Origin of the sequence: Paraburkholderia polaris, assembly GCF_012927345.1 — a bacterium.
Lineage (GTDB): Bacteria > Pseudomonadota > Gammaproteobacteria > Burkholderiales > Burkholderiaceae > Paraburkholderia > Paraburkholderia polaris.
This window is the reverse complement of the sequence record NZ_JABBGJ010000020.1, coordinates 53,353-78,467: the sequence shown is the minus strand read 5'-3', so window position 1 is coordinate 78,467 and position 25,115 is coordinate 53,353. Positions and strand designations below refer to the sequence as shown.

General features: G+C 62.3%; 18 protein-coding genes. 8 read left to right on the top strand and 10 right to left on the bottom strand.

Features of this window, described 5'->3' with window-relative positions; all coding sequences use genetic code 11:
• Positions 1-2: 2 nt before the first annotated feature.
• From nirD to glcC, 5 genes are all read right to left on the bottom strand, one after another.
• Positions 3-356, bottom strand: a complete 354-nt coding sequence (nirD, locus tag HHL24_RS19565) for a nitrite reductase small subunit NirD (RefSeq protein WP_169487071.1) — start codon at positions 354-356, stop codon at positions 3-5.
• A 30-nt stretch (positions 357-386) separates the two neighbouring features.
• Entirely contained in the window at positions 387-2,927 is a 2,541-nt protein-coding gene (gene nirB, locus HHL24_RS19560; protein WP_169487070.1) for a nitrite reductase large subunit NirB, read from the bottom strand.
• Between the two features lie 382 nt (positions 2,928-3,309).
• Positions 3,310-4,518, bottom strand: coding sequence for a sensor histidine kinase (locus HHL24_RS19555; protein ID WP_169487069.1), 1,209 nt, complete (start codon positions 4,516-4,518; stop codon positions 3,310-3,312).
• A gap of 187 nt (positions 4,519-4,705) precedes the next feature.
• Entirely contained in the window at positions 4,706-5,581 is an 876-nt protein-coding gene (locus HHL24_RS19550) for an MOSC domain-containing protein (protein WP_169487068.1), read from the bottom strand.
• Between the two features lie 160 nt (positions 5,582-5,741).
• Positions 5,742-6,509, bottom strand: a complete 768-nt coding sequence (gene glcC, locus HHL24_RS19545; protein WP_169487067.1) for a transcriptional regulator GlcC — start codon at positions 6,507-6,509, stop codon at positions 5,742-5,744.
• A 249-nt stretch (positions 6,510-6,758) separates the two neighbouring features.
• Between glcC and glcD the strand changes: the two genes are divergently transcribed.
• The 5 genes from glcD to HHL24_RS19520 all read left to right on the top strand — a co-directional run bounded on the left by glcD (position 6,759) and on the right by HHL24_RS19520 (position 13,349).
• Positions 6,759-8,258: a glycolate oxidase subunit GlcD gene (glcD, locus tag HHL24_RS19540; protein ID WP_169487066.1), complete on the top strand. Its 1,500-nt coding sequence runs from the start codon at positions 6,759-6,761 to the stop codon at positions 8,256-8,258.
• Positions 8,258-9,325: a glycolate oxidase subunit GlcE gene (gene glcE, locus HHL24_RS19535; RefSeq protein ID WP_169487065.1), complete on the top strand. Its 1,068-nt coding sequence runs from the start codon at positions 8,258-8,260 to the stop codon at positions 9,323-9,325. Before glcD ends, glcE begins: the two co-directional genes overlap by 1 nt.
• 50 nt (positions 9,326-9,375) lie before the next feature.
• On the top strand, positions 9,376-10,632 hold the full coding sequence (gene glcF / locus HHL24_RS19530) for a glycolate oxidase subunit GlcF (RefSeq protein WP_169487064.1): 1,257 nt from the start codon (positions 9,376-9,378) through the stop codon (positions 10,630-10,632).
• A gap of 19 nt (positions 10,633-10,651) precedes the next feature.
• Positions 10,652-11,056 (top strand): heme-binding protein, encoded by a 405-nt coding sequence (locus tag HHL24_RS19525; RefSeq protein ID WP_169487063.1) that lies wholly within the window; start codon positions 10,652-10,654, stop codon positions 11,054-11,056.
• A 121-nt stretch (positions 11,057-11,177) separates the two neighbouring features.
• Positions 11,178-13,349, top strand: coding sequence for a malate synthase G (locus tag HHL24_RS19520; RefSeq protein ID WP_169487062.1), 2,172 nt, complete (start codon positions 11,178-11,180; stop codon positions 13,347-13,349).
• A 168-nt stretch (positions 13,350-13,517) separates the two neighbouring features.
• On the opposite strand, the gene galU is transcribed toward HHL24_RS19520, so the two are convergent.
• Positions 13,518-14,435, bottom strand: a complete 918-nt coding sequence (gene galU, locus HHL24_RS19515; protein ID WP_169487061.1) for a UTP--glucose-1-phosphate uridylyltransferase GalU — start codon at positions 14,433-14,435, stop codon at positions 13,518-13,520.
• A 305-nt stretch (positions 14,436-14,740) separates the two neighbouring features.
• Positions 14,741-14,884, bottom strand: coding sequence for a hypothetical protein (locus HHL24_RS19510; RefSeq protein ID WP_167346791.1), 144 nt, complete (start codon positions 14,882-14,884; stop codon positions 14,741-14,743).
• A 242-nt stretch (positions 14,885-15,126) separates the two neighbouring features.
• Here HHL24_RS19510 and HHL24_RS19505 point away from each other — a divergent pair, with 242 nt between their 5' ends.
• A complete protein-coding gene (locus tag HHL24_RS19505) occupies positions 15,127-16,338 on the top strand; it encodes an acyltransferase family protein (protein ID WP_169487060.1) in 1,212 nt (403 codons plus the stop codon).
• A gap of 273 nt (positions 16,339-16,611) precedes the next feature.
• Here the strand turns inward: HHL24_RS19505 and HHL24_RS19500 are convergent, their stop codons facing one another.
• From HHL24_RS19500 to HHL24_RS19490, 3 genes are all read right to left on the bottom strand, one after another.
• A complete protein-coding gene (locus HHL24_RS19500) occupies positions 16,612-19,059 on the bottom strand; it encodes a glycosyltransferase family 4 protein (protein ID WP_169487059.1) in 2,448 nt (815 codons plus the stop codon).
• Positions 19,056-20,522 (bottom strand): flippase, encoded by a 1,467-nt coding sequence (locus tag HHL24_RS19495; RefSeq protein ID WP_169487058.1) that lies wholly within the window; start codon positions 20,520-20,522, stop codon positions 19,056-19,058. The genes HHL24_RS19500 and HHL24_RS19495 overlap by 4 nt, the downstream gene beginning before the upstream one ends.
• Before the next feature lie 63 nt (positions 20,523-20,585).
• Positions 20,586-22,787: an NHL repeat-containing protein gene (locus HHL24_RS19490; RefSeq protein ID WP_169487057.1), complete on the bottom strand. Its 2,202-nt coding sequence runs from the start codon at positions 22,785-22,787 to the stop codon at positions 20,586-20,588.
• Between the two features lie 506 nt (positions 22,788-23,293).
• Here HHL24_RS19490 and HHL24_RS19485 point away from each other — a divergent pair.
• Positions 23,294-24,382, top strand: coding sequence for an acyltransferase family protein (locus tag HHL24_RS19485; protein ID WP_169487056.1), 1,089 nt, complete (start codon positions 23,294-23,296; stop codon positions 24,380-24,382).
• On the top strand, positions 24,379-25,110 hold the full coding sequence (locus HHL24_RS19480) for an SGNH/GDSL hydrolase family protein (protein WP_169487055.1): 732 nt from the start codon (positions 24,379-24,381) through the stop codon (positions 25,108-25,110). Before HHL24_RS19485 ends, HHL24_RS19480 begins: the two co-directional genes overlap by 4 nt.
• The last annotated feature ends 5 nt before the right edge of the window (positions 25,111-25,115 follow it).

Here is a 25,115-nt window from a genome sequence, read left to right as displayed (position 1 = left end):
ACTCACATCGCGACCCACACCTGCCCGTTTTCCACCCGCGCGGCAAACGCGCTGACGGAATACGCCGGTGTTTCGAGGCACTCGCCGGTGCGCAGATCGAAGTGATGCTTGTAGATCGGCGAAGCGACGACGAGGCGTTCGCCGAGATTGCCGATCAGCCCGCGCGAGAGCACGGCCGCTTGCGAGCCCGGATCGTAGTTTTCGATCGCATACACGACGGCGTCCGCGTCGCCGTTGTACACATGAAATACCGCCACTTGTTCGCCGTTGACGAGCGCGCACACGCCCGTGTTTGGGACGATGTCGTCGAGCGCGCAAATTGGCGTCCAGGCAAGCGGAAGGCGGTCAAGGTTCATGGCGGAAGTCCTCGGTGAATGACGCAAAAATCAAACGGTTTCGACAACCACAGGAATCGAAGCGAGCTTCGAGCGTCGCTCGGCCGGCGTCGCGGGCCGGATCTGGCCGCGTTCCTCGACGAAGGCGACATGACTGTCCGACTCGCCGCTGTTGACGAAGTGACGGAAGCGCTTGCGCGTTTCAGGATCGGTGACGGCTTTCTTCCATTCGCACTCGTAGGTTTCGACCACGTGCTGCATTTCCACTTCGAGCTCGGCGGTCACGCCCAGGCGATCGTTGACGACCACGTCAATCAGATACTCAAGGCCGCCTTCGAGGTTGTCGCGCCACACGCTGGTGCGTTGCAGACGGTCGGCCGTGCGCACGTAGAACATCAGGAAGCGGTCGATGTAGCGCACCAGCGTTTCCTTATCGAGATCCGAGGCGAGCAATTCGGCATGGCGCGGTTTCATGCCGCCGTTGCCGCAGACGTAGAGATTCCAGCCCTTCTCGGTAGCGATGATGCCGACGTCCTTGCCCTGCGCCTCCGCACATTCGCGCGTGCAGCCGGACACGCCGAACTTGATCTTGTGCGGCGTGCGCAGTCCTTTGTAGCGGTTCTCGAGTTCGACCGCGAGACCTACCGAATCGCCGACGCCGTAGCGGCACCACGTTGAACCGACGCACGACTTCACCGTGCGCAACGATTTGCCGTACGCATGGCCCGATTCGAAACCAGCCGCGATCAGTTCTTCCCAGATGAACGGCAGTTGCTCGACTCGCGCGCCGAACAGATCGACCCGCTGGCCGCCGGTGATCTTCGTGTAGAGGCCGTATTTCTTCGCGACCTGACCGACCGCAATCAAACCGTCAGGCGTCACTTCGCCACCTGCCATGCGTGGCACGACCGAATAGGTGCCGTCGCGCTGGATGTTGGCGAGGTAGTAATCGTTGGTGTCCTGCAGCGACGCGTGCTCCTTCTTCAGCACGAATTCGTTCCAGCACGAGGCGAGGATGCTCGCCACGGCCGGCTTACAGATATCACAACCGAGGCCGTGTCCATGCTTCGCCAGCAATTCGCCGAAGCTGCGCACGCCCTCTACGCGCACGATGTGATACAACTCCTGGCGCGAATACGAGAAGTGCTCGCACAGGTGATTGTTGACCGCGAGGCCCTGCTTTTTCATCTCCGCTTTCATCACCTGCGTGACGAGCGGCACGCAGCCGCCGCACGAGGTGCCGGCCTGGGTCGCGCATTTCAATGCGCCGATGTCGGTCGCGCCCGCGCACACGGCGGCGCACAGGTCGGCCTTCGAGACGTTGTTGCACGAGCAGATCTGCGCGCCGGCGGGCAATGCCTCGACGCCGAGCGCCGGCTTCGCCTGACCGTCGGACGACGGCAGGATCAGGAATTCCGGCGACGCCGGCAACTCGATCCGGTTCAGCATCATCTGCAACAGCGTGCCGTATTCGCTCGCATCGCCCACCATCACGCCGCCGAGCAGATATTTGCCGCACTCGGACACCACCAGCTTCTTGTAGACCTGCTTGCGTTCATCGCTGAACTGATACGCGCGGCTGCCCGGCGTTTTGCCGTGCGCGTCGCCGATGCTGGCGACGTCCACCCCCATCAGCTTCAACTTGGTGCTCATATCGGCGCCGGCGAATTCCGCCGAGTCGCCAAGCAGTTGCTTCGCCACCGCGCGCGCCATGTCATAACCGGGCGCAACGAGGCCGAACAGTTGACCGTTCCACAGCGCGCACTCGCCGATCGCATAGATGTGCGGGTCGCTGGTGCGGCAAGCGTTGTCGATCACGATGCCGCCGCGTTCGCCGAGCGCGAGGCCGCTCTCGCGTGCGAGATCGTCACGCGGACGGATGCCCGCGGAGAACACGATCATGTCAGTGTCGAGGAAGCTGCCGTCGGCGAACTGCATGCGGTGCCTGCCGTTCTCGCCGTCGACAATCGCCGAGGTGTTCTTCTGCGTGTGGACCGTCACGCCGAGTTCTTCGATCTTGGTGCGCAGCACGCGGCCGCCGCCTTCGTCGACCTGCACCGCCATGAGGCGCGGCGCGAATTCGACCACGTGTGTTTCCAGGCCCAGGTCGCGCAAGGCCTTCGCGCATTCGAGGCCGAGCAGTCCACCGCCGACCACCGTGCCGGTCTTCGAGCGGGCGCCGCATTCCCGCATGGCTTCTAGGTCGTCGATCGTACGGTAGACGAAGCAGTCGGCCCGCTCGCGCCCTTGCACGGGTGGTACGAACGGATAGGAACCCGTAGCGAACACCAGCTTGTCGTAGGGTAATGTCTCGCCGGTCGATACCGTCACGGTGCGCGCATCGCGATCGATCGCCACTGCTTTCGCATTCAGCTTCAGCAAGACGTTCTGGCGCTCGAAGAAACCCGGCTCGACGAGCGACAGGTCGTCCGCCGTCTTGCCTGCGAAGAATTCGGACAGATGCACACGGTCGTATGCCGGCCGGGATTCTTCGCACAGCACGGTGATATCGAGGCCATGCGCCGCGTCTAGTGCCAGGCATTCGACCAGTTTGTGGCCGACCATCCCGTGACCGATAACGATGATTTTCATGACCGCGGTTCCCCAATGTGCTGTGCTCGAATCGCTGCCGGTTGGCTGCTGTGCGAAAGCGATTCCGGAAATAAAAACGGCGTCCCGCGAACCCAGTCGATGACTGAATTCGGGGGACGCCGTTGTCCTGACCTGTGCTGCAGCGAGTGCCTTGTTGTTGCACTCGCGGCGGATCCACGTTGATCCGATGGCAACGCTTAATGCAAAGCTTGTGCCAAGCGTGCGAAATGTGGGCTTCAACGCCGTGGCGTGGGCCTTTGCAGCGAATGACACGGGCTTGCGGCGAACCGGGCGCGCGTCACGATTTGATGCAGCGAAGCACAGGGATGGTGCGTCGCAGCACTGTGCGCGTGCGAGCGGCGAGCACGCGGGGCGCGCGAACTTAAACGTCGATCGGCAATCTCGCCACGAACACCGTGCCATCTTCGGCGGACGATCTGACTTCCAGCGTGCCGCTGTGTGCGCGGACGATCTGCTTGCAGATATACAGGCCGAGCCCCAGGCCACCGCCCGGCTTGCTGGTAGGCGGCCGCCAGTAAGGCTCGAAGACTTTGTTCAAGACATCCGGTGCGATCACGTTGCCACCGTTCAATACGGTCAGCACAAACTCGCCGTTCTCCACCCGGGCCTTCACCGCGACCGGGAACTCCGCCGCGCCATGCGTCATCGCGTTGCCGAGGAGATTCGAAAGCAGTTGCTGCACGCGCATGCGGTCGCAACGAACCCGCGTGGAGATCGCGATATCGTCGGCCAGCACCCGCTCCGGATTGGCCTCGCGCGCTTCGGCGACTACCACCCGTAACGCGGTCGCCAGATCGTCAACGTCTTCGATCGACACGCCGATACCGGAACCGAGCCGGCCGCGGGCGAAATCCATTACGTCGTCGATCAGGTGCGCCATGCGCAAGGTCGTGGTCTTCAGACGCTGGCCGATTTTCACGAGATCGGGCTCGTTCTTGCGCAGCGTCAGCAATTCGGCGGTTGCGCTGACCGCGGATAGCGGATTGCGCAGGTCGTGGCCGAGCACCGCGATGAACTGTTCGCGCAAGCTGGAATTTTCCCGTTCATCGAACAACGCCGCCTCAGCCGCCTGCTGGCGCTCTTCCGTGACGAGCTGGATCGCGATCAGGCCGGCGAATACCTCGAACATGCTCAGCGTGCGCGCATCCGAGACCTCATTCGGATTGGGATCGATCGCGCAAAGATTACCGAAGTAGCTGCCATCGGGCAAAGCGATCGGTACGGAAATATAACTCCCCAGGTTGTAGATCCGTGCTGTGTGATGGCCGTGATAGACCGGGTCTTTGCTGAAATCGTCGATCACGATCGACGCACGCGCGGCGCGCGACTCGAAACACAACGTGCTATGCAGATCGAGCTGGCCGCCCGCGACCAGACCGAAGTTCAGTTCGTCCCGCACCGCGCAGGCCGTCCAGCTGTGCTCCGTGACCCGAGCGACGGCGGCAAAGCCCATCCCGGTGTTCTTGCAGATCAGGCGCAGGATCGCCGGCACGGCGTCGATACGGCTGACCGCTTCGATGTCCCGTGCGATTCGCGCTTCCTCATCATCCCCTAGCGGTAATTTATTCATAAGAAGCGGTGCCAGATACCTTGCCGGAATGGCCGAAGAAAGCAAACTATTGCGCCCCGATCGTCAAGCCCGTGCCGATGCCGGTGATCTTCGCGGCGCTGACCGGGGATCGCCGGCTTTAGCCGGGCGCCGTGCCGCCCTGCGCGCCGATCCAGGCGTGCAACGCAGTGCCGGCCTGAGCCTGAGCCTAATCGCCGAAGCCCAATTCGGCCTCGACCGCTTGCCCGACACGCAGCCACGTCCCGGCACCGCGCGCGACAATTGCATTGTTGCCGAACGTCAACGCACCGTTTCGCTGCGGATTCGCCCGGTAGAGGCTCATGGTGTCGGTGGGTTCGTTCGGCCAATCGGGATCGGGCGCGCCCTTCGCCTGATCGATGGTCGGCATCGGACAGCGCGAGCACGGCTTGACCAGTTGCAACTGCACCGCCTGATCCTCGGTCCCGTCGGCGCTCAGACTCTCGACATAATCCTCTTCGTAAGCCTCGAGCCCCGTCAGCACGACGTTGGGGCGAAACCGGTCGATCGGAATCGACGGTGCGCCCTTGCTGTTCAAACGCACATTCAGATCGTCGAGCGAAGCCTGGCCGATCACCAGCAGCGGAAAACCATCGGCGAAATGCGTGGTGGCCCCGCCGACGCTGCCGGTGTACTCCGGATCGACAATCCGTTCGCGTTCGGGATTGAAGCGCAGAAGCCGCGCCGGCACGCCAAGAAACGCTGAAAACCATGTGGCGCTTTCTTCGCCGGTGTCAAGCCCGTAGGCCGCGTCGCGCCAAACCGCGGTTTGCACCTTTTGCGGCGCGCTGAGTCCGGCGGCGTCGAGCGGCGTACGCAACTCGCTCATGCCCGGAGCGCGGATCACGAGTTCATGTTCACCGATCTCAACCTTGATCAGCGCCATGCGTGGATACGCGCGCTGCGTGAGCATTGCACCGCTCGGGTCGGTGACCATCCAGCATCGATCGTATTCGAGGCCGGTGGCTAGCAGGCGCGCTTCATTGAGCGCAATGCCGGCGCAGGATTTGATTGGATAGACGAAAAGCTCGCTGATGATAGGCATGGTTTGGCGCGTGGGGAGCACGCGATTTCTTGTGTTAATGCTCGATTGTAAAGCGCATACGGCGCGTCATATCGGCGGCGTTATGGCATCCGTCTCCATTGCCTGCGCTGAAAACGCTGCGCCGGTTACTTCGCGGCTTCACGCGGAAACCGCTGCGCCACTATTCCCAGCCCTCCAGCCGCAGCGTTGCGCGCACGAGCCGCTGCTCTTCCTGTTCGATTTCCCGTAGGTTCGCGCATACGCTGTCGATATGATCGGCCGCGGCCTTGCGCGCCTGTTCAGGCAGCTTGCCGGTCACGGCGTTGTAGAGCCGCGCATGCTGACGATCGATTACCCGTTTTTGCGGCTCGCGGTGATAGAGATTGTTCACCGACGCGAACACCGAACTCAATAACAGATCGGTCAGGGTACTCAAGGTATGCACCAGCACCGGGTTGTGCGAGGCCTCGCAGATCGCGAGGTGAAACGCATGATCGAGCCGCGCGTGGGTGGACGCACTCGTCTCCTTGCCGTGCGCCGCGAGCATTTCCTCATAGCGGCGCGTGATCAGCACGAAGTCCGCGGGCGTGCCGCGCAGCGCCGCAAGCCGTGCGGATTCCGCTTCGAGCAAGGCGCGCACTTCGAACAGATCGTAGAGCGTGCGCGGCTGCGAGCCGAGCAGATGCATCATCGGCGTGAGCGTGGGTTGTGCGGTGAGGCTGGCGACAAACGAGCCCTTGCCGTGCGAGGTCTCGATGATGCCGCGCGCCCGCAGGAGCTTGAGCCCTTCGCGCAGCGCCGTGCGCGATACGCCGAGCTTGTCGGTAAGGCGCCGTTCAGAGGGCAGCGCCTGCCCCGTTTTCAGCACACCGTCGACGATCAATCGTTCGATACGCTCGGCAACGACGTCCGCCACCTGCCGCGAGCTTTCCTGATCCACTGTCTGCATTTCAATTCCAACTGGTATGACCACCTTGGAATGCTAACACGCGGGAGCCAGATACGTCCGCTGTAACCCATACACATCAATCAATCCGGCCTACCGTCTCTGAAACCATCAAATCAAAAACTGGTACGACCACCTTCCGAACCGGTCGACAGCGACTCCCACAGCCGCAACAATCCAGCCTGAAACACGCTTGCGCGCCCGTGCCCACGGGTCTGACCGCCAGGTTAGCGCGGCTCCAGGAGACCCCCCATGAGCTATCACTACGACGAACGCATCGACGGCGCGCTCGCGACGCACGACAAATCCACAGTCGTCGCGCAGCTGCAAACGCTGATCCCCGATCTGCAACTCCTTTATGAACAGGAAGATTTGCGTCCGTTCGAATGCGACGGCCTCGCCGCCTATCGCGCGACGCCGATGCTGGTCGCCCTGCCCGACAAGGTCGAACAGGTCGAGGCGCTGCTGACATTCGCCAATGCCCAAAAGATTCCCGTGGTCGCGCGCGGCGCCGGCACCGGTTTGTCGGGCGGTGCACTGCCGCTGGAGAAAGGCATTCTGCTGGTGATGGCGCGCTTTAACCGGATTCTCGAAGTCGATCCCGAGGCCGGCATTGCCCGCGTGCAACCCGGCGTGCGCAACCTCGCGATCTCGCAGGCCGCCGCGCCCTATGGCATGTATTACGCGCCGGACCCCTCGTCGCAGATTGCGTGCTCGATCGGCGGCAACGTCGCGGAAAACGCGGGCGGCGTGCACTGCCTGAAGTACGGACTGACCGTCAACAACATCCTGAAGCTCGAGATTCTTACCATCGACGGCGAGCGCATCACGCTCGGCTCGGATGCGTTGGACGCACCCGGCTTCGACTTCCTCGCGCTTTTCACGGGCTCGGAAGGCATGCTCGGCATCGTCACCGAAGTCACCGTGAAGCTGCTCACCAAGCCGCAAAGCGCAAAGGTGCTGCTCGCCAGTTTCGACGACGTCGAGAAAGCGGGCGCCGCGGTCGCACAGATCATCGGTGCGGGCGTGATCCCCGGCGGCCTCGAAATGATGGACAACCTCACGATCCGCGCCGCGGAAGACTTCATCCACGCCGGCTATCCGGTCGATGCTGAAGCGATCCTGCTGTGCGAAGTCGACGGGGTGGAAAGCGACGTGCGGGAAGATGTGGAATGCGTCGAAGCGCTGCTGCGCGCGGCGGGCGCAACCGACATCCGGCTCGCGAAAGACGAAGCCGAACGCCAGCGTTTCTGGGCCGGCCGCAAGAACGCATTCCCGGCGGTGGGCCGCATCTCGCCGGACTACTACTGCATGGACGGCACGATCCCGCGCCGCGAGTTACCGCGCGTGCTCAAAGGCATCGAGGATCTCTCAAACGAATATGGCTTGCGCGTGGCCAACGTCTTCCATGCCGGCGACGGCAACATGCATCCGCTGATCCTGTTCGACGCCAACGCGCCCGGCGAGACCGAACGCGCCGAAACCCTCGGCGCGAAGATCCTCGAACTGTGCGTGGCGGTGGGCGGCAGCATTACCGGCGAACACGGCGTGGGCCGCGAAAAGATCAACCAGATGTGCGCGCAGTTCAATAGCGACGAACTGAGCTTCTTTCACGCGCTGAAAGCCGCTTTCGATCCAGGCGGCCTCCTGAACCCCGGCAAGAACGTGCCGACCCTGCACCGCTGCGCCGAATTCGGCTCGATGCATGTCCACCACGGCGCACTGCCCTTTCCTGAACTGGAGCGTTTCTGATGCTGATCGAACCGATATCGATGGACGATAGCGAACGGCTCGTCGCCGAAGTCTCGCAAGCATGGGCAAGCGGTACGCCCCTGAGGATTCGCGGCGGCAACAGCAAGGCATTCCTCGGCCGCCCGGTGCAAGGCACACCGATCGACACACGCTCGCATCGCGGTGTGGTCAGCTATGACCCGACTGAACTCGTGATCACCGCACGTGCCGGCACGCCTGTCGCTGAACTGAATGCCGTGCTCGACGCGGCCGGTCAGATGCTGCCCTGTGAGCCGCCGACCTTCGACGGCACGGCCACCGTCGGCGGGATGGTCGCTGCCGGCCTCGCCGGTCCGCGCCGGCCGTGGTCCGGTGCGGTACGCGACTTTGTACTGGGTTGCCGCGTCATCACCGGGCAGGCGAAGCATCTGCGCTTCGGCGGCGAAGTGATGAAGAACGTCGCTGGCTACGACGTCTCGCGTCTGCTTGCCGGCAGCTTCGGCTGCCTCGGCCTGATCACCGAAGTGTCGCTCAAGGTGTTGCCGAAGCCGCGCGCGGTCGGCAGTCTCACGCTCGATCTCGATGCGGACGAAGCGCTTCGTGAACTGTCGGCGTGGCGCCGCGCCGTGTTGCCGGTCAGCGGCGCCTGCCACGTCGACGGCCGTCTGCATGTGCGGCTCGAAGGTGGCATGGGGTCAGTGGCCTCGGCCGTGGATCGCATCGGCGGCACCGAACTCGATCTGCGGTTCTGGGACGCCTTGCGCGAGCACCGTCTGGCGTTTTTCGACGACCCGCGCCCCTTGTGGCGCCTCTCGCTGCCGAATGCTTCGCCGCTGACCCGCTTGCCAGGGGACACGCTGCTCGACTGGGCTGGCGCGCAGCGCTGGCTCAAAAGCGACGCCCCGGGTGCAACGATCCGCCAGATCGCGCACGCCGCAGGCGGCCACGCAACCTGCTTCACGCCGCGTGTGGACGCCGAGCCGTTCACGCCGCTGCCGGAAGCGCTGCTGCGCTTTCATCAGCAGTTGAAGCAGCAACTCGACCCGCGCGGCCTCTTCAACCCCGGCCGCCTTTATGCCGGCCTGTGAATGCCGGCCTGTGAACCTCGACCTGTGAAGCCCTGAAGGCGAACGACACCATGCAAACCAATCTCAGCGACGCCGCCAAAACCCTGTCGCGCGCCGACGAAGCCGAACAGATCTTGCGCGCGTGCGTGCATTGCGGTTTCTGCAACGCAACCTGCCCGACCTATCAGCTGCTCGGCAATGAACTCGACGGCCCGCGCGGCCGTATTTATCTGATCAAGCAGATGCTGGAAGGCGAGCCGGTCACGCAGAAAACCCAGTTGCACCTCGACCGCTGCCTGAGCTGCCGCAACTGTGAAACCACCTGTCCGTCGGGTGTCACCTACCATGCGCTGCTGGATATCGGCCGCGCCGAACTGGAGCGGCGGATTGTTCGGCCCGCCTCGGAACGCCTGCTGCGCGAGGGTTTGCGCCGGGTGATCCCGAATCCGGCGGTGTTCGACGCGCTGCTCAAAACCGGCCGGGCCATGCGGCCGTTTCTTCCGGCCGCGCTTGGACGTAAAATCCCCAAGCGAAGCGCTCGGACAAACCCGAGGCCGGCGCCGCGGCATCCGCGCAAAATGCTGATGCTGGAAGGCTGCGTGCAACCCGCGCTGTCACCGAACACCAACGCGGCCGCCGCGCGCGTGCTGGACCGGCTAGGCATCAGCATCGTGAATGCCCGGCGGGCCGGCTGCTGCGGAGCGACCGATTATCATCTGAATGCGCAAGAGGCCGGTCTCGCGCGGGCACGGCGCAATATCGACGCGTGGTGGCCCGCCATCGAGGCCGGCGCCGAAGCGATCGTGCAAACGGCGAGCGGCTGCGGCGCGTTCGTCAAGGAGTATGGGCATCTATTGCGCCACGACCCTCGCTATGCGTCAAAAGCGCAGCGGGTCAGCGAGCTGACGCGAGACCTCGTGGAGGTATTGGCTAACGAGCCGCTCGATCAGTTACAGGCGAATCAATTGCCAGGGCAGTTGCCACCGCAGTTGCCACGTGAGGCGCAGCAGAAAATCGCGTTTCACTGTCCCTGCACGTTGCAGCATGCGCAGAAGCTGGGCGGCGCGGTCGAGTCGATCCTGCAACGGCTCGGCTTCGATCTCACCGCCGTGCCCGACGCCCATCTGTGCTGCGGATCGGCGGGCACGTATTCGATCACCCAGCCGGAGCTTGCGGAAAGATTACGGAGCAACAGGCTCGATGCGCTGGAAAGCGGCAAGCCGGAGATGATCGTCACGGCCAACATCGGTTGCCAGACACATCTGAACGGCGCCGGGCGCACTCCGGTGCGCCACTGGATAGAACTTGTAGAAGCATCCCTACCATAAACGAAACAGGAAATTCATTATGCTGAGCAAACCCGTCTTGACCATTGCCGAAACGACCCGAATTCTCGAAGCCGCCCGCGCGGAAGCCGAGAAGAACCAGTGGGCCGTCGCTATCGTGGTGGTCGACGATGGCGGCCATCAACTCGGCATGCTGCGTCTGGACGGCAGCGCGCCAGCCAGCGCGTACATCGCGACGGAAAAAGCCCGCACTTCGGCGATCGGCCGCCGCGAAACCAAGGTATATGAAGACATGATCAACAACGGCCGCACGGCATTCCTGAGCGCGCCGTTGCAAGGCACGCTGGAAGGCGGCGTGCCGGTGATCGTCGACGGCCAGGTGGTCGGCGCGGTCGGCGTGTCGGGCGTCAAGTCGGATCAGGACGCACAAATCGCCAAGGCGGGTATTCAAGCGATCGCCGCTTAACAAGCAATCGCCGCTTAAGTTCGGTGTCCGTTCGGAATCCGTTCAACGCGGCGGCAATAAAAACGAAGCACAACTTGGACCGATGCCCCCACGTCGGTCCCATTCAGAGATGGAGCAGTCGATGACTCAGATGAACACGCGCGGTGGACTGCAAGTCGCCGCCAACCTCGACCAGTTCGTCGAAACCGAAGCCCTGCCCGGCACCGGTATCGACAGCGCCGCATTCTGGTCAGGTTTCGACGCCCTCGTGCACGAGCTGGCGCCCAAGAACCGTGCGCTGCTGGCCGAGCGCGACCGCCTGCAAACCGAACTCGACACCTGGCATCGCGCCAATCCGGGTCCGGTGCGCGATCTGCGCGCGTACCGCGCCTTCCTCGAAGGCATCGGTTACATCGTGCCGTCGCCGGCTAGCGTGAAAGCCACGACCGACAACGTGGACACCGAAATCGCCGAACAGGCCGGCCCGCAACTCGTGGTGCCGCTGTCGAATCAGCGCTATGCACTCAACGCTGCCAACGCGCGCTGGGGCAGCCTGTACGACGCGCTGTACGGCACCGACGCGATCCCCGAGACCAACGGCGCTGAAAAGCAGAAGGCCTTCAACCCGGTGCGCGGCGCCGCGGTGATCGCTTATGCACGCAAGTTTCTCGATCAGGCCGCGCCGCTCGCGAACGGCTCGCACGTCGATGCCACGCTTTATAGCGTCGAAGGCGGCAAGCTCGTCGTCACGCTGAAGAACGGCAAGACCGAACTGAAGACGCCGGCACAGTTCATCGGCTATCAGGGCGAAGCGAGTGCACCGTCCGCCGTGCTGCTGAAGCACAACGGCCTGCACTTCGAAATCCAGATCGACGCGAACGATTCGATCGGCAAGACCGATTCGGCGCACGTGAAAGACGTGCTGGTCGAAGCCGCGGTGAGCACGATCATCGACTGCGAAGACTCGGTTGCCGCGGTCGATGCTAACGACAAGGTCCAGCTCTATCGCAACTGGCTCGGCCTGATGAACGGCGACCTGACGGAAGAAGTCACGAAGGGCGGCAAGACCTTCACGCGCCGTCTGAATGTCGATCGCGAATACACCGGCGCGGACGGCAAGCCAGTCAAGCTGCATGGCCGCTCGCTGCTGTTCATTCGCAACGTCGGTCATTTGATGACGAATCCGGCCGTGCTGACCAAAGACGGTCAGGAGATTCCGGAAGGCATTCTCGACGCCGTGATCACCACGCTGTGCGCGCTGCACGACCGCAAGCACAAGCTGAATTCGCGCACCGGCTCGATCTATATCGTGAAGCCCAAGATGCACGGCCCGGCCGAAGTCGCGTTCGCGAGCGAACTGTTCGCGCGCGTCGAAGACCTGCTGAAGCTGCCGCGCAACACGATCAAGATGGGCATCATGGACGAGGAGCGCCGCACCAGCGTCAACCTGCTCGCCTGTATCGGCGAAGCGTCCGAGCGTGTCGCGTTCATCAACACGGGTTTCCTCGACCGCACCGGCGACGAAATGCACACGGCGATGGAAGCCGGCCCGATGATGCGCAAGGGCGACATGAAGTCGAGCGCATGGATTGCCGCGTACGAGCGCAGCAACGTGCTGGTCGGTTTGAGCGCGGGCCTGCGTGGCCGCTCGCAGATCGGCAAGGGCATGTGGGCCATGCCGGACCTGATGCACGCCATGCTCGAACAGAAAATCGCGCATCCGAAGGCTGGCGCGAACACCGCATGGGTGCCCTCGCCCACCGCCGCGACGCTGCACGCGCTGCACTATCACCAGGTCGACGTGCAAGCGGTTCAGCAGGAACTGGAACGCACGGACTATGCGAAGGTGCGCGATGAACTGCTCGACGGGCTGCTGACGATTCCGGTCGTCGCCGAGGCGAAGTGGAGCGCCGACGAGATTCGCAGCGAGGTTGAGAACAACGCGCAAGGCATTCTCGGCTACGTGGTGCGCTGGGTCGATCAAGGCGTGGGCTGCTCGAAGGTGCCGGACATTCACAACGTCGGCCTGATGGAAGACCGTGCGACGCTGCGTATTTCCAGCCAGCACATCGCCAACTGGTTGCATCATGGTGTGGTGACGCGTGAGCTGGTCGAAGAGACCTTCAGGCGCATGGCGAAGGTGGTCGACGAGCAGAACGCCGGTGACCCGCATTACAAGCCGATGGCGCCGGGCTTCGACACGCTGGCGTTCAAGGCCGCGCAGGCGCTGGTGTTCGAAGGACGTCAGCAACCGAGCGGCTATACGGAACCGTTGCTGCACAAGTTCCGGCTGGAAGTAAAGAAGGCGCAGTAAAGCCTTTTTGGGGCGTGGCTCGGGTCTAAGTGCTCTATTTTTTGGACCCGGGTCATAGCCCTGAAAACCAAGCCGATAAGAAAGACGGGCGCCACATGATGTGGCGCCCGTTTTAATTTGCGCGGTAGTGCTGCGCGTTGCTTCTGCGTGAAACCGCTTTAAGCCGCTTTAAGCCGCTTCAGCCGTGTACTGCGCCGGCACGCTGGCCTGCATATTCGCCTGCATGTACGTTTGCAGATACGCTTCGAACTCCGCCTTCACTTCCGGATGACGCAGCGCGAATTCCACCGTCGCCTTCAGATAACCTAGCTTGCTGCCGCAATCGAAGCGCGTGCCGAAGTAGCGGTAAGCGAGCACCTGCTCTTCGGTCAGCAGCGATTGCACCGCGTCGGTCAATTGCAGCTCACCGCCGGCACCCGGCTTGAGCGCACGGATATGCTTGAAGATGGTCGGCATCAGCACATAGCGGCCCACTACGCCGAGATTCGACGGCGCCTTGTCCGGTGCCGGCTTTTCGACGATGCCCGACAGTTTGATCACATTGTCTTCCCACTCCTTGCCGTCCACCACGCCGTACGAGCGGCTGTCTTCGCGCGCGATGGTTTCGACGCCGATCACCGAGCTGTGATAGTGGTTGAACGTGTCGACGAGCTGGCTCATCACCGGCTTCGAGCTGTGCAGCAAGTCATCAGCCAGAATCACGGCGAACGGGCTCTCGCCCACCAGTTTCTCGGCGCACAGCACCGCGTGACCCAGACCAAGCGCTTCGGCCTGACGCACATAGAAGCAATCGACGTTGGCCGGCTTGATGCTGCGCACGAGGTCGAGCAGCTTCTGCTTGTTGCGCGCCTCGAGTTCCGCTTCGATCTCGTAGGACTTGTCGAAATGATCTTCGATGGCGCGCTTGCTGCGGCCCGTCACGAAGATCATCTCGGTGATGCCGGCGGCAATCGCTTCTTCAACCGCATACTGAATCAGCGGCTTGTCGACGATCGGCAGCATTTCCTTGGGGCTTGCTTTGGTAGCCGGCAGGAATCGTGTCCCGAGGCCCGCTACGGGAAACACGGCTTTGGTGACTTTCAGCATGGTAGGCATTCCCACATCGGTTAGAAATTAGTGTGTCGCGGGCCTGGCGGCCACTCGATGTCGCTGAAAAGACTAACAAAAAAATTAATCAATTTCATGCGTGAATTATTTTTTATTCGAATAAATAAATCGATTCTCTTTCGATATCCCAGATCCTGACATGCATCAGGAAACAATTGCGTATCGAGAACAAATTATTTTCTGAAATTCCGAAAATTTTACGCATCCGGCGCAGCGAACAGCGGGGAGCCTCGAGCGAATCCGGACGCGAATCGCGGAAGCGTCCAGGCGCTCCCGGGCACCGCTCATTCGTTCTCGTCGAGTTGGGGCAGTTTGCCCGGGTTGATGCGAAAACGGCGGATCGGCTCGTTGCGCAGGGCCTCGCGGTAGGCGGAGGCGGCGACAAGGATCAGCAGCACGGCAATGCCGGCGAGTAAATGCAGGTTCATGACTTCACCTCGGGTCAAGAGAATCCATGCCTTAAATTAGCACGACAAAACCGGCAAATAATTCGCCGTAGCAAGTGCTTATGCGCAATTACAATTCGTCACAAAATCGCCATTTAATTCGATTCGGTACGCAATTTTTTATAGATTTTTTGCCGCCGCAGTGCACTAGCATGTGATGCACCGCGGGCGCGCACGGCGTGCCCGGGAATAAGCTTTTTCTTCCTTCAGATTAAGGACCGCGCATGAGCGACTCAGCACTGGATGCCGCCGGCTCATCCCTGCCCCTCTCCCCATCACGGCCGGCCGCCGCGTCGCGCGCCCAGAGCGAAGCGCGCGCCGACAGCGCCGGCAAGGAACATGTAATCGACGCAATGCGGGGCTTCGCCGCGCTTCTGGTCGCGTATTTCCACTGCCGCCAGGTCGAATGGGTCGGCATGCAGACCTTTCACCAAAGCGTCGGCCATTCATTCAGTCTCAGTACGATTGCTGCCTATCTGACGTTCCCGATTGCGTGGGGCTCGGCCGGTGTGCCGATTTTCTTCGTGATTAGCGGTTACTGCATACATCGTGGCGGCGCGCTGCGCCTCGCAAAAAATCCCGACTACCGGCTCGACACCGGCAATTTCTGGGTGCGCCGTTTTGCGCGCATTTATCCGGTGCTGCTTGCGGCGCTCGTGCTGACTTTGGCACTTGACTGGGTCAGCTTGCAGTTGCCGCCGGTCAATCACAAGATCCGCGAGATCGGCCTGCAGGCGTTCCTCGTCAACCTGTTTTCGCTGCAAGGCGTGGCCGGCAAGACGTATGGGTCGAACGGCGCGCTCTGGACGCTATCGCTCGAAGTGCAGTTCTACGCGATCTACCCGCTGCTATTCGCGCTGCGCCGGCGTCTGGGCATGACGTCCGTGCTGGCGATCGTCGCGGTGATCAATGTGGCGTCCGCCTATGTGCTCGAGCGCCACGATATTCAGTTCTTCACGTCCTACTGGTTTTCGTGGACGCTCGGCGCGTGGATCGCCGACGCGAAAGCCCGTGCAACTCCGGATGCGCGCTCGTCGGCCTGGCTCTACGTGCTGGCTGCGGCGTTCATCGCGCTCGGTTGCGCGGCGTTCCATTTCGGGCAGTACGGTGCGTTCCAGCTCTGGGCGGTCGGTTTCGCGTTCTACCTGTACAAGGCGCTTGAGCGCCCTAATGCTGATAAGGCCGATACCCCCGGCGTGCGTTTTTTGTCGCGCTTCGGCGACTTCAGCTTCTCGCTATACCTGATCCATCTGCCGATCTTCGTGCTGCTATCGTCGATCCTGTTCCGCTCGTCGCTGCAAATGTCGATCTGGCCGTCGTTCGGCTACATGCTGGTGGCCGTGCCGGTGGCTTACGTGTTCTACCGGCTGGTCGAGCTGCCGGCGATGAAGTGGTCGGCGAGTTTCAAGCCGAAAGCTGCGGTGAAGCAGGCTTGATAGTGGTGCGGTAGAAGGCTCGGGGAAACACGACGTTCAGTTCGGGAACAGGTTTCTTCCTTCGGAAAAGTGTGCGGGCACACAACATGCCGTAGGATCCGCGTCGTACAACCCCGTTGCACATGCGGCGCGCAGCACGAAAAAAACGGAGCGAAAGCCCTCAGGACTTTCGCTCCGCTGCGCTAACGACAGGAACCGGCCGAGTCCCTGCCTACCCCTGCGTTTAACCATCCACGCCAACCATCCGCCTCAATCCACCCGCGCGAAGCCACCTCACCGCCCCGCCACGCGCTTCAGAATCCGCTCGACACCTTCCACATACGTTGATGTCCCAAACCGGCTCAACGCCGTCTGATAGCCGTTCCTGACGAGCCTGTTGCGCAAGTCGTCGTTCGAACGCAACTCAGCGAGCGCGTCGGCGAGACCATGTGCGTCAGCGGGGGTGCACAGCACGCCATTCACGTAGTCGTCGATGATCTCCAGCACGCCGCCTGCGCGTGCCGCGACCACCGGTCGCTGCGCCAGCATCCCCTCGACGATCACGCGGCCGAACGGCTCCGGCGTGATCGACGTATGAACCACTGCATCGACCGCGCGCATGCAAGCCGGTATGTCGTGCTGGAAACCGAGGAAATGCACCCGGCCGCCGAGGTTGTGCGCGGCGACGAAGGCATGCAATTCGATCTCGTACGCGTCCTCGCCGAACAGCGGCGCGCCTACCAACACCGCATGCATATGCGGATTGAGCACCATCGCTTCGAGCAGCACGTGCTGTCCCTTCCAGCGCGCGAGGCGGCTGAACGAGCCGACCAGAAAGGCGTCCTGAGGCAAATTCAGGCGCCGGCGCAGCGTCGCTTGCGGGACCGTGCGCAAGGCGTCGAACGGTGCTGCGGAAATGCCGTTGAACACGACGTCGATACGCTTTTTGTCGAAGTGCGTGAGCTCCGCGAAGGCACGAGCGGAAGCCGCCGAATTGGCGATCACGTGCGTGAGGCCGAGGCGCGCGCACCACTTGATGATCGCCAGTTGCTTGCCGCCGAAATGCTCGGGACTCACGATATCGCGCAGATGCCAGACCACCGGCCGCCTCGCGAGCTTGCCGGCAATCGCGCCGATCACCATCGCGCGCTGCGTGTTCGCATAGATCACCTCGGCGTCGCGCGCGCGTTTCGCGGTGGCGCGCACGAGCGACATCAAGCCCTTGAGCGCCTGGCCCTTCGGCAAGGAACCACCCTGCTTGCGGACCTTGCGCAATGCGCCGGCGTCCAGCACGTTGACGGCCACGCCGGCCTTGGCAAGCGCGGTACGGAACGGGCCGTCGTCGAACAACACGACTTCGATGCGCGAGCGCAAGGCTTTAACGATTTCCAGCAGCGACAGCTCGGCGCCCCCGAGCACGCCGCTCTGGTCGACTGCGAGAATGCGAGGCGCGTTGGCACCCGGCTCCGCTTTATACGGGACGTACGGCGGCAGCGTCGCCGAGCGCAATGCCGGCACCGAAGCCCGCACATGGGCGAAGAAACGTTCGCGGAAATGGGCGGCGGAGAACTGCTCGGCGTTCGCGCGGCAATCCATCGGCGAAAAGCGCTTCACGTGATCGTCGAAGCGCGCGACCGCCGCGATGATCGACTCAGCGTTCTGCGCGTCGAAGAACATGCCGGTGGGCCGCGACTCAGAGAGATCGCGCACGGTTTCGAGCGCCCCGCCCTTGCCGTAGGCGATCACCGGCGTGCCGCACGCCTGCGCCTCGACCACTGAAATACCGAAGTCCTCTTCCGCGGCGAACACGAAAGCCTTCGCGCGGCTCATCTTTTCCTTGAGCACCTTGAACGGTTGATAGCCCATGATCTCGACATTGGGCCCCGCCTTCGCGCGGATCTTCTGCATGTCGGGGCCGTCGCCGATCACTACCAGCTTGCGCTCCGGCATCCTCGCGAACGCTTCGACGATCAGGTCGATCTTCTTGTACGGCACCATTCGCGAGGCGGTCAGATAGAAATCATCCTTGTCGGTGCACAGCGAAAACGCTTCGACATCCACGGGCGGAAAGATCACCTGCGCCTCGCGCTGATAGACCTTCTTGATCCGCCGCGCGATGAAGTCGGAGTTCGCCACAAAGCCGTCCACCGAATTCGATGTGCGGATATCCCAGTTGCGGATGTAGTGCAGAATCAGCCGCGCCATCGCCGACTTAGGCCCGGCGGTCAGCTTCGACTGCTGCAGATACTGATGCTGCAGATCCCACGCATAGCGGATCGGCGAATGCACGTAGCTGATATGCACCTGGTCGGGGCCGGTGAGAATCCCTTTTGCAACCGCGTGGCTGCTCGAGATCACCACGTCGTAGGCCGACACGTCGAGCTGCTCGATCGCGAGCGGCATCAGCGGCAGATACGTGCGGTACTTCGTGCGCGCGAGCGGCAGTTTCTGGATGAAGGAGGTCGTGACCGGCTTGCCGCGCAGAAAGCTGCGATCGTCGAGAAAATCGACGAGGCTGAACAGGTCCGCGTCCGGAAAGCACGCGACAATCTGTTCGAGCACCTTCTCGGCGCCCGCATAGGTGACGAGCCAATCGTGCACGATCGCGACACGCACCGTCTTATCGCTGCGCTGCGCCGGGCGGCGCGGCGGCGCCTGATCACCGGGAACGGCGGTGAGTTCAGCCAGTGCGCTGCGCGTCGTGGGTTGCAGCACGGCTTCTTCAAGGACTTCGTGGTTCATGCGCTTTTCCTCGGATTCAGTCGCAACAGCAGTGAACGCGCAAGATCGCGCAAAGCGGGTGTCATCGTGATTGACCAGGCGACGTTCGCGCCGACCATCAATACGCCGGCGACGATCGCCAAAGCGAGACCCGGCAGGAAGCTGGCAAGCCAAAGGCTGCCCAGCAGAAAGGTGAGGTGGGCGACCATGTCGAGCGCGATCTGGCGCGCGCGAATCGCCGACAGACGCAGCAGCACGGCGTAATCAAAGAGTGCCCGGCCGGCCACGGCCATCGCCGCGCCGGTCAAACCGAAATGGGTGATGCCAAGCCACAACGCCCCTGCAAACAAGGGTAATTCGAACAAACCGACGCGCGCGGCAGTGGCCGGATTGACCTGCGACTGGATCAGAATCCGCGTAACGTTCGCCTGCCCGACGAGCCACACGGCGACGATCATGATCCGGCCTACCGGCGCTGCCACTGTGGCGATCTCATTGCCGACCCACAGATGCAGGAACGGCTCGAGTACGAGCATGGCGACCAGCGCGACCGGCGTGAACACGCCGTTAAGAAACTCGAGCGACTGTTGCGTAATGGTGTCTGCATCCGCGCGACCCACGGCAGACAGACGCGGAAACAGCGTGCGCACCAGTGCGGTGGGCACAATATTCAACCGCGTCACGAGGTTTTGCGGCACCGTGTAATACGTGACGAAGCGCGCGCCGAGACTCGTGCCGAGCATCACGCGGTCGAGCGATTCCGCGATCATGTTGGTGACGCTCGCAATCAGCATCCAGCCGCCGAAGTTGAAGAGTCCCTTCGCCACGCCGAGCTGCGGCGGAAGAATGCTGCGGATCTCCAGTACTTTCAGCGCGGAACGGCCCAGCAGAATCGCGGCGAGAATCCGTGCGAATACCGCTGCGGCGAGCACGTTTTGCAAGGTCGCCCCCATCCACAGCGCAGCGCCAAGCGGCAGCAACTGAAACAGAAAGGTGCCGATGGTCTGATTGGTGTTGTAGACGCCAAAGCGTTCCGCGCCGTTGATCGCCCCAGCGAACACCCACGACACGTTGGCAATCGGAATCGCCACCGCAAGCCACGGCAGCGCCATATAGACCTCATGCTGCAACTCCGGCGACACCTTGGTGAAGTACGCGGTGTACAGAAACGCGCCGAAATAGATGATCAGGCCGCCGACGATGCCGGTCGCGAGATTGAGCCACGTCGCACTCCAGAACACGCGTGCGCTCTCGCTCTTGTCGCCCGAGGCGCGCGCCTTCGAGATGTGGTTCTGCGCGGCCATGCTCATGCCGAGATCGAGAATCCCGAAGTAGCCGATCAAGGTCCACACGAGACTGATCACGCCGTAGCGCTCGACACCGAGCAGCTTGATATACGACGGCACGGTCACAAGCGAGACGAAAGTCGGCAGCACCAGCCCGAAGAAGTTGATCGCTACGTTCTTGAGAATGCCTTTGTCCATCGGATGCCTTGGGTTAAATCAGTTGCCTGGTATTGCGAAGGAACCTTCACGACGCGCACGTCATCAAGGCTTCCAGCGATACATCATCACTTTCCCGCGTGCGTCTTCTTCGACGAACACGAGGTACTCACCATTGCTGCGCTTCGCGGCGCTGATGCCGTTGGGCACGTCGACCCAGCCCGACGCGCGGCCCACCTCCGGGCCTGGGCGGATCACCCCGACCTCGCGACCGCTGTCCTTGTCCCACACGTGCACCGCACCGACCGGCTCGACGCCGAAGATGTATTGCCCTTCGACCGTGAGGCCGATAATCGTGGCGATGGGTTTGGTCTGCGTGGTCCACGGCAGCGTGATCGCATAGCGCTGCACCGGATTGCCGCTCGACCATTTGTCGTAGCGCACCAGCACGCGGCCCACTTCTTTCCAGAAGCCGCGATCGGCCGGCGTATCGGGCGTATAGCCGGTCACATACATCGTGTCGGTGTCGGGGTCGTAGATCGCGCGATGCAGTTCGGTGAACGGCTGCGGCACCGGGTACTGCGTCAGGTTCGAATACGAGTAGATGGGATTGCCCTTCGCATCGAGTCCGCCGAAACGGAAACGGTAAATGCCCTTGTTATCGCGGGTGCGCCAGATGTCGCCGGCGCTATCGACCCACCAGCCCCAGCCGCCCGCGAGCTTCGTGCCGCTCGTGTTGAGCGTGAATTCGTCCGTATTGAACTTGCCGTCGCCGTTCACATCGCGCCAGATCCAGTCGCCGCCTGGTGGCGCATTTGGCACCTTGGCGACAGCGCGTTCACGCCCGGCGATGAAGCCCGAAGGAATCGCCACTTCGCCGTCGTGCTGCGGGTCGAAGCGATAGATCTTCAGGTGGTCCGCGTACATGTCGGTCAGGTACAGGAACGTATGGCCCTTGAGCTTGCGAGCGATCGGCAAGCCCGGATATTGATCGGTGTGAAAGACAGGGTCGTCGGGATACTTGAAACGGTTCGACAGAAAGCCCGCGTATTTCCAGTCCTGACCCGCTGGCTTCGACAGATCGAGTTCGAAGCGCTTGTTGCCGGTATAGACGCTATCCGGACGTGACGGATCGATCCATGCACCGTCGACAAACAACAAGCCTTGCACCTGCCAGTTCTGTTTGCCGTCCGGCGCATAGCTTTCGAGCGTGGCGCCGAGGCCCGCGCCGATCGGGTCGTAACGCGGACCGATGCCGTTGGTCGACACATAGACGTTGCCGCGTGCATCCACGCCCACACCGGTCAAACCGTTGAAGCGCTGCGGTCCCGGCTTGCCGGGGACGCCGCTGAAAATCCCGCCGCGTTCGCCGAGCGAGCCCGATTCCGTGTAATGGCCATTGCTCTTGCTGAAGAACAGCACTTGCTGACGCGGGCCGTTGTCGGCGATCAGCACGCGGCCTTGTGCATCGATAGCGATATCGACCGCAACCGTATCGACGGGCAACGTGAACGTTTCGTCGATGCGCTTGCCCGCAGCGGTGTAGTGCTCCACGTGCGGCGTCTTATCGTTGCGCGTGCCGCTCAACACCCAGAGCGTGCCGTCCGGGGCAAGCGCAATGCGGCCCGGTTCGTGCACGGTCCACGTGGTTTTCTGCTGCATCGATTCCGCGTCATACACTTCGATGCGATCGCGCGCGGTGTTCGCCGCGCAAAGCGTGGTGTCGTTCGCCGCCAAACCGCCGATTTCGGCACTCGTGCCGGTCGGCACTTCGTTCATCATCAAAAAGCCGGCTGCCAGTTGCACATGCGGGTCAGCGTTGTTCGCGGCCGGCTGGAACGGCGCGGCACGCTGCGGATCGGCGATCTGCCGACGCGAAATGCCGAACCATTGCTTGCCCTTCTCCGGCCACACACCCTGCTCGACCAGACGTCCCTTTTCGTTGCCGACCGCGATCGCCACGAAGGCGTACTTGCGATTCACCGCGATCGCGCTGCCGCCGCCGTTGCCCCAACCGTGCGTACCGCCCGCGAAGCCGAGCATCTTGCCGTTCTGGTAGACGCTCGCTTCGGCGCCGCTTTCGTCCCACGGCGCGTTCGTGTAGACCTTGCCGTCGGGCGCGACTGCAATCGCCGTGATGTTGATCTGCGTCCACGTGCCGTCGCCGAAACCAAAGGTGTTGCCAATCCAGGAATTTTTCGCGTTCAACACGGTTTCCGCGGATGCCGTGAAGCTAACCGATGCCGCCGTCATTCCGGCTGCACAGGCGAGTACAGCAATCCAGGTTTTGAACGTGAAACGGACCAAAGTAATTCCTCCAATCAGGGCCATGCCGCGATCGGGCAACTAGCCCGCACGGGTGCAAAAGCCAACCCTTGGCCGCCCAATCTCCACGGCTCACATTACGCGGAAAAAACGCTGCGACGAAAATCGAAAATAATTCAAAAATATTCAGCGCTTTTAAGCGTCGTGAAAGAAAATGATTTAAAAATCGATTAAATTAAAGTAATGGCAGAAGCCTGCATCCAGCAGCGCCCATGCGCCCATCTTTACCGACACCGCCGAGGCCGGCCGCACTTCTTACGCATTACGACAATTTCAGGACACAAGCATAAAAATCTATTTCGAATGGGTAACGAAACACCCTGTTGCAATCTGATTCATTTATCCATTTCATTCCCGTTTTTTCATCAATTTCTTTTGCCTAGAATCGATTGCACTTCCGTTGCGATGCGAAGCTAGCGCGCCTGTGTTCTTCAGGACACCCGTGCAATCCTTCGCCCGGCTCATCCGCTTCACACCATGGACGGTTCATGACTGCTAGCGCACTGCCCTTAGCGCCTTCTCACTCACGCCGCATCGTGCAGCTCGACGGTTTGCGCGCCATCGCCGTGCTCGCCGTATTCGCCCAGCACGCGCTGAAAGCACCGCTGTGGATGGGCGTCGATCTGTTTTTTGTTTTGAGCGGATTTCTGATTACCGGCATCCTGCTCGAACGCAAGGCGCGTCAGCAGTCGTATTTCGGCTACTTCTATGCGCGCCGGGCGCGGCGCATCCTGCCGCCTTATCTGCTGCTGATGGTGGTGTCGTCGATTCTGTTCGGCTTCGGCTGGGCACAGCACTGGCAGTGGTACGCGTTCTTCGCGACCAATATCGGCGACGCGCTTAATCAGAGCGGCCACGACAGCCTGAATGTGCTGTGGTCGCTAGCGGTCGAAGAGCAGTTCTATATTTTCTGGCCGTTCGTGATTCTGCTGTTGCCCGAGCGCGTGCTCGGCTACGTGGCGGCCGCATTGATCGTTCTGGTGCCGGTGCTGCGCGCGCTCGCCACGCCCTGGTTCGATTCGTTCTGGCCGATCTATTACCTGACGCCGTTCCGCATGGATCTGCTGGCAGCCGGTGCGCTGCTCGCGGTCGCCGTACGGCGCGATCGCAATGCACTCGAGCCGTTCAAGGGCCTCGCCGTGCTCGGCTTTTTTGCCGCGCTGGCCGTGCTTGCGTGGCTGCATCTGCACTACCCGCGATTCCGCGCGGCGAATACGCCGCTGTCGAACGCCGGGCTCTACAGCGTTTCGTTGGTGCTATGCACTTCCGTCGTGGTCATCGCCCTGCAAAGCAAGGGCATCGTCAAGCGGCTGCTGTGCAACCCCGTGCTGGTCTATATCGGCACCATCAGCTACACGATTTATCTGATCCACCTGAGCGTGCTGTACACGCTGTGGCCGCTGCATCTGAACCGTTTTTTGACCGCGGCGCTCGCGCTCGCGATCACCCTCGCCTACGCCAGCATCACGTGGTTCGCGTTCGAAAAACGTTTGATCCACGGCTCGGCAGGCACAACCCACGCGCCGGCCGGCAGCGTTTCAGGGGGCGCGTCGCAAGCGCCGCAAAGCCGCGCATGAGGCGCCGCGCGTGGCTCGCCGCGAGCGTGTCGGCCGCTGCGTCGGTGCTGGTTTCGCTGGCACTGGATGCCTATGCCGGCAGTCCAGCAACGCAGGTGCTGGTGGACGCGTACGGCGATTCGACCACGCTCGGCATTACATGCAGCGACGGCCACTGCGGTCCCCAGGCGCAAAACGCCGTGTCATATCTGCAGGACGAATTGCAGGCCAGGCATGGCCAACGGGTACACGTTACGAACTACGGCGTGGGCGGCACGATGGCCACCCAGTTGCGCGACGGCACCGGCAACCGCCGTGCCGCCCCGACTGCGGGGCTGCCGTGGCAGGAACGGCTTGCCGCTTCGTCCGCGCAGATCGTGTTGATCAACTACGGCATCAACGAAGTGATGCAAAACCAGACGCCCGAGCAGTTTTACGCGGCCGAAACAACGCTCGTGAAAACCGCCCGCGCGCTCGGCAAAGAACCGGTTCTGCAGACCTCGAACCCGATGCCCGACAACCGCCTCAACGCGCGGCTCGCCGCGATGGTCGCAATGACGCGCCGCGTGGCCGCCGAACAGCAGGTGCCGCTCGTCGATCAGTTCGCGTACGTCAGCAATCTGCCGGACTGGAAGACGCTGATGTCCGACGGCGCGCATCCGAAGCCGGGCTTGTACCGGCTCAAGGCTGAACAGGATTTTCAGGTCGTCGATCCGCTGGTGCGGCGACTGCTTGACGGCACGCTTTGACGCTC

What these genes read in the sequence shown, in the direction of transcription:
- nirD (WP_169487071.1), bottom strand. Translation starts at nt 356, where the DNA reads ATGAACCTTGACCGCCTTCCGCTTGCCTGGACGCCAATTTGCGCGCTC.
- nirB (WP_169487070.1), bottom strand. Translation starts at nt 2,927, where the DNA reads ATGAAAATCATCGTTATCGGTCACGGGATGGTCGGCCACAAACTGGTC.
- HHL24_RS19555 (WP_169487069.1), bottom strand. Translation starts at nt 4,518, where the DNA reads ATGAATAAATTACCGCTAGGGGATGATGAGGAAGCGCGAATCGCACGG.
- HHL24_RS19550 (WP_169487068.1), bottom strand. Translation starts at nt 5,581, where the DNA reads ATGCCTATCATCAGCGAGCTTTTCGTCTATCCAATCAAATCCTGCGCC.
- glcC (WP_169487067.1), bottom strand. Translation starts at nt 6,509, where the DNA reads ATGCAGACAGTGGATCAGGAAAGCTCGCGGCAGGTGGCGGACGTCGTT.
- glcD (WP_169487066.1), top strand. Translation starts at nt 6,759, where the DNA reads ATGAGCTATCACTACGACGAACGCATCGACGGCGCGCTCGCGACGCAC.
- glcE (WP_169487065.1), top strand. Translation starts at nt 8,258, where the DNA reads ATGCTGATCGAACCGATATCGATGGACGATAGCGAACGGCTCGTCGCC.
- glcF (WP_169487064.1), top strand. Translation starts at nt 9,376, where the DNA reads ATGCAAACCAATCTCAGCGACGCCGCCAAAACCCTGTCGCGCGCCGAC.
- HHL24_RS19525 (WP_169487063.1), top strand. Translation starts at nt 10,652, where the DNA reads ATGCTGAGCAAACCCGTCTTGACCATTGCCGAAACGACCCGAATTCTC.
- HHL24_RS19520 (WP_169487062.1), top strand. Translation starts at nt 11,178, where the DNA reads ATGACTCAGATGAACACGCGCGGTGGACTGCAAGTCGCCGCCAACCTC.
- galU (WP_169487061.1), bottom strand. Translation starts at nt 14,435, where the DNA reads ATGCTGAAAGTCACCAAAGCCGTGTTTCCCGTAGCGGGCCTCGGGACA.
- HHL24_RS19510 (WP_167346791.1), bottom strand. Translation starts at nt 14,884, where the DNA reads ATGAACCTGCATTTACTCGCCGGCATTGCCGTGCTGCTGATCCTTGTC.
- HHL24_RS19505 (WP_169487060.1), top strand. Translation starts at nt 15,127, where the DNA reads ATGAGCGACTCAGCACTGGATGCCGCCGGCTCATCCCTGCCCCTCTCC.
- HHL24_RS19500 (WP_169487059.1), bottom strand. Translation starts at nt 19,059, where the DNA reads ATGAACCACGAAGTCCTTGAAGAAGCCGTGCTGCAACCCACGACGCGC.
- HHL24_RS19495 (WP_169487058.1), bottom strand. Translation starts at nt 20,522, where the DNA reads ATGGACAAAGGCATTCTCAAGAACGTAGCGATCAACTTCTTCGGGCTG.
- HHL24_RS19485 (WP_169487056.1), top strand. Translation starts at nt 23,294, where the DNA reads ATGACTGCTAGCGCACTGCCCTTAGCGCCTTCTCACTCACGCCGCATC.
- HHL24_RS19480 (WP_169487055.1), top strand. Translation starts at nt 24,379, where the DNA reads ATGAGGCGCCGCGCGTGGCTCGCCGCGAGCGTGTCGGCCGCTGCGTCG.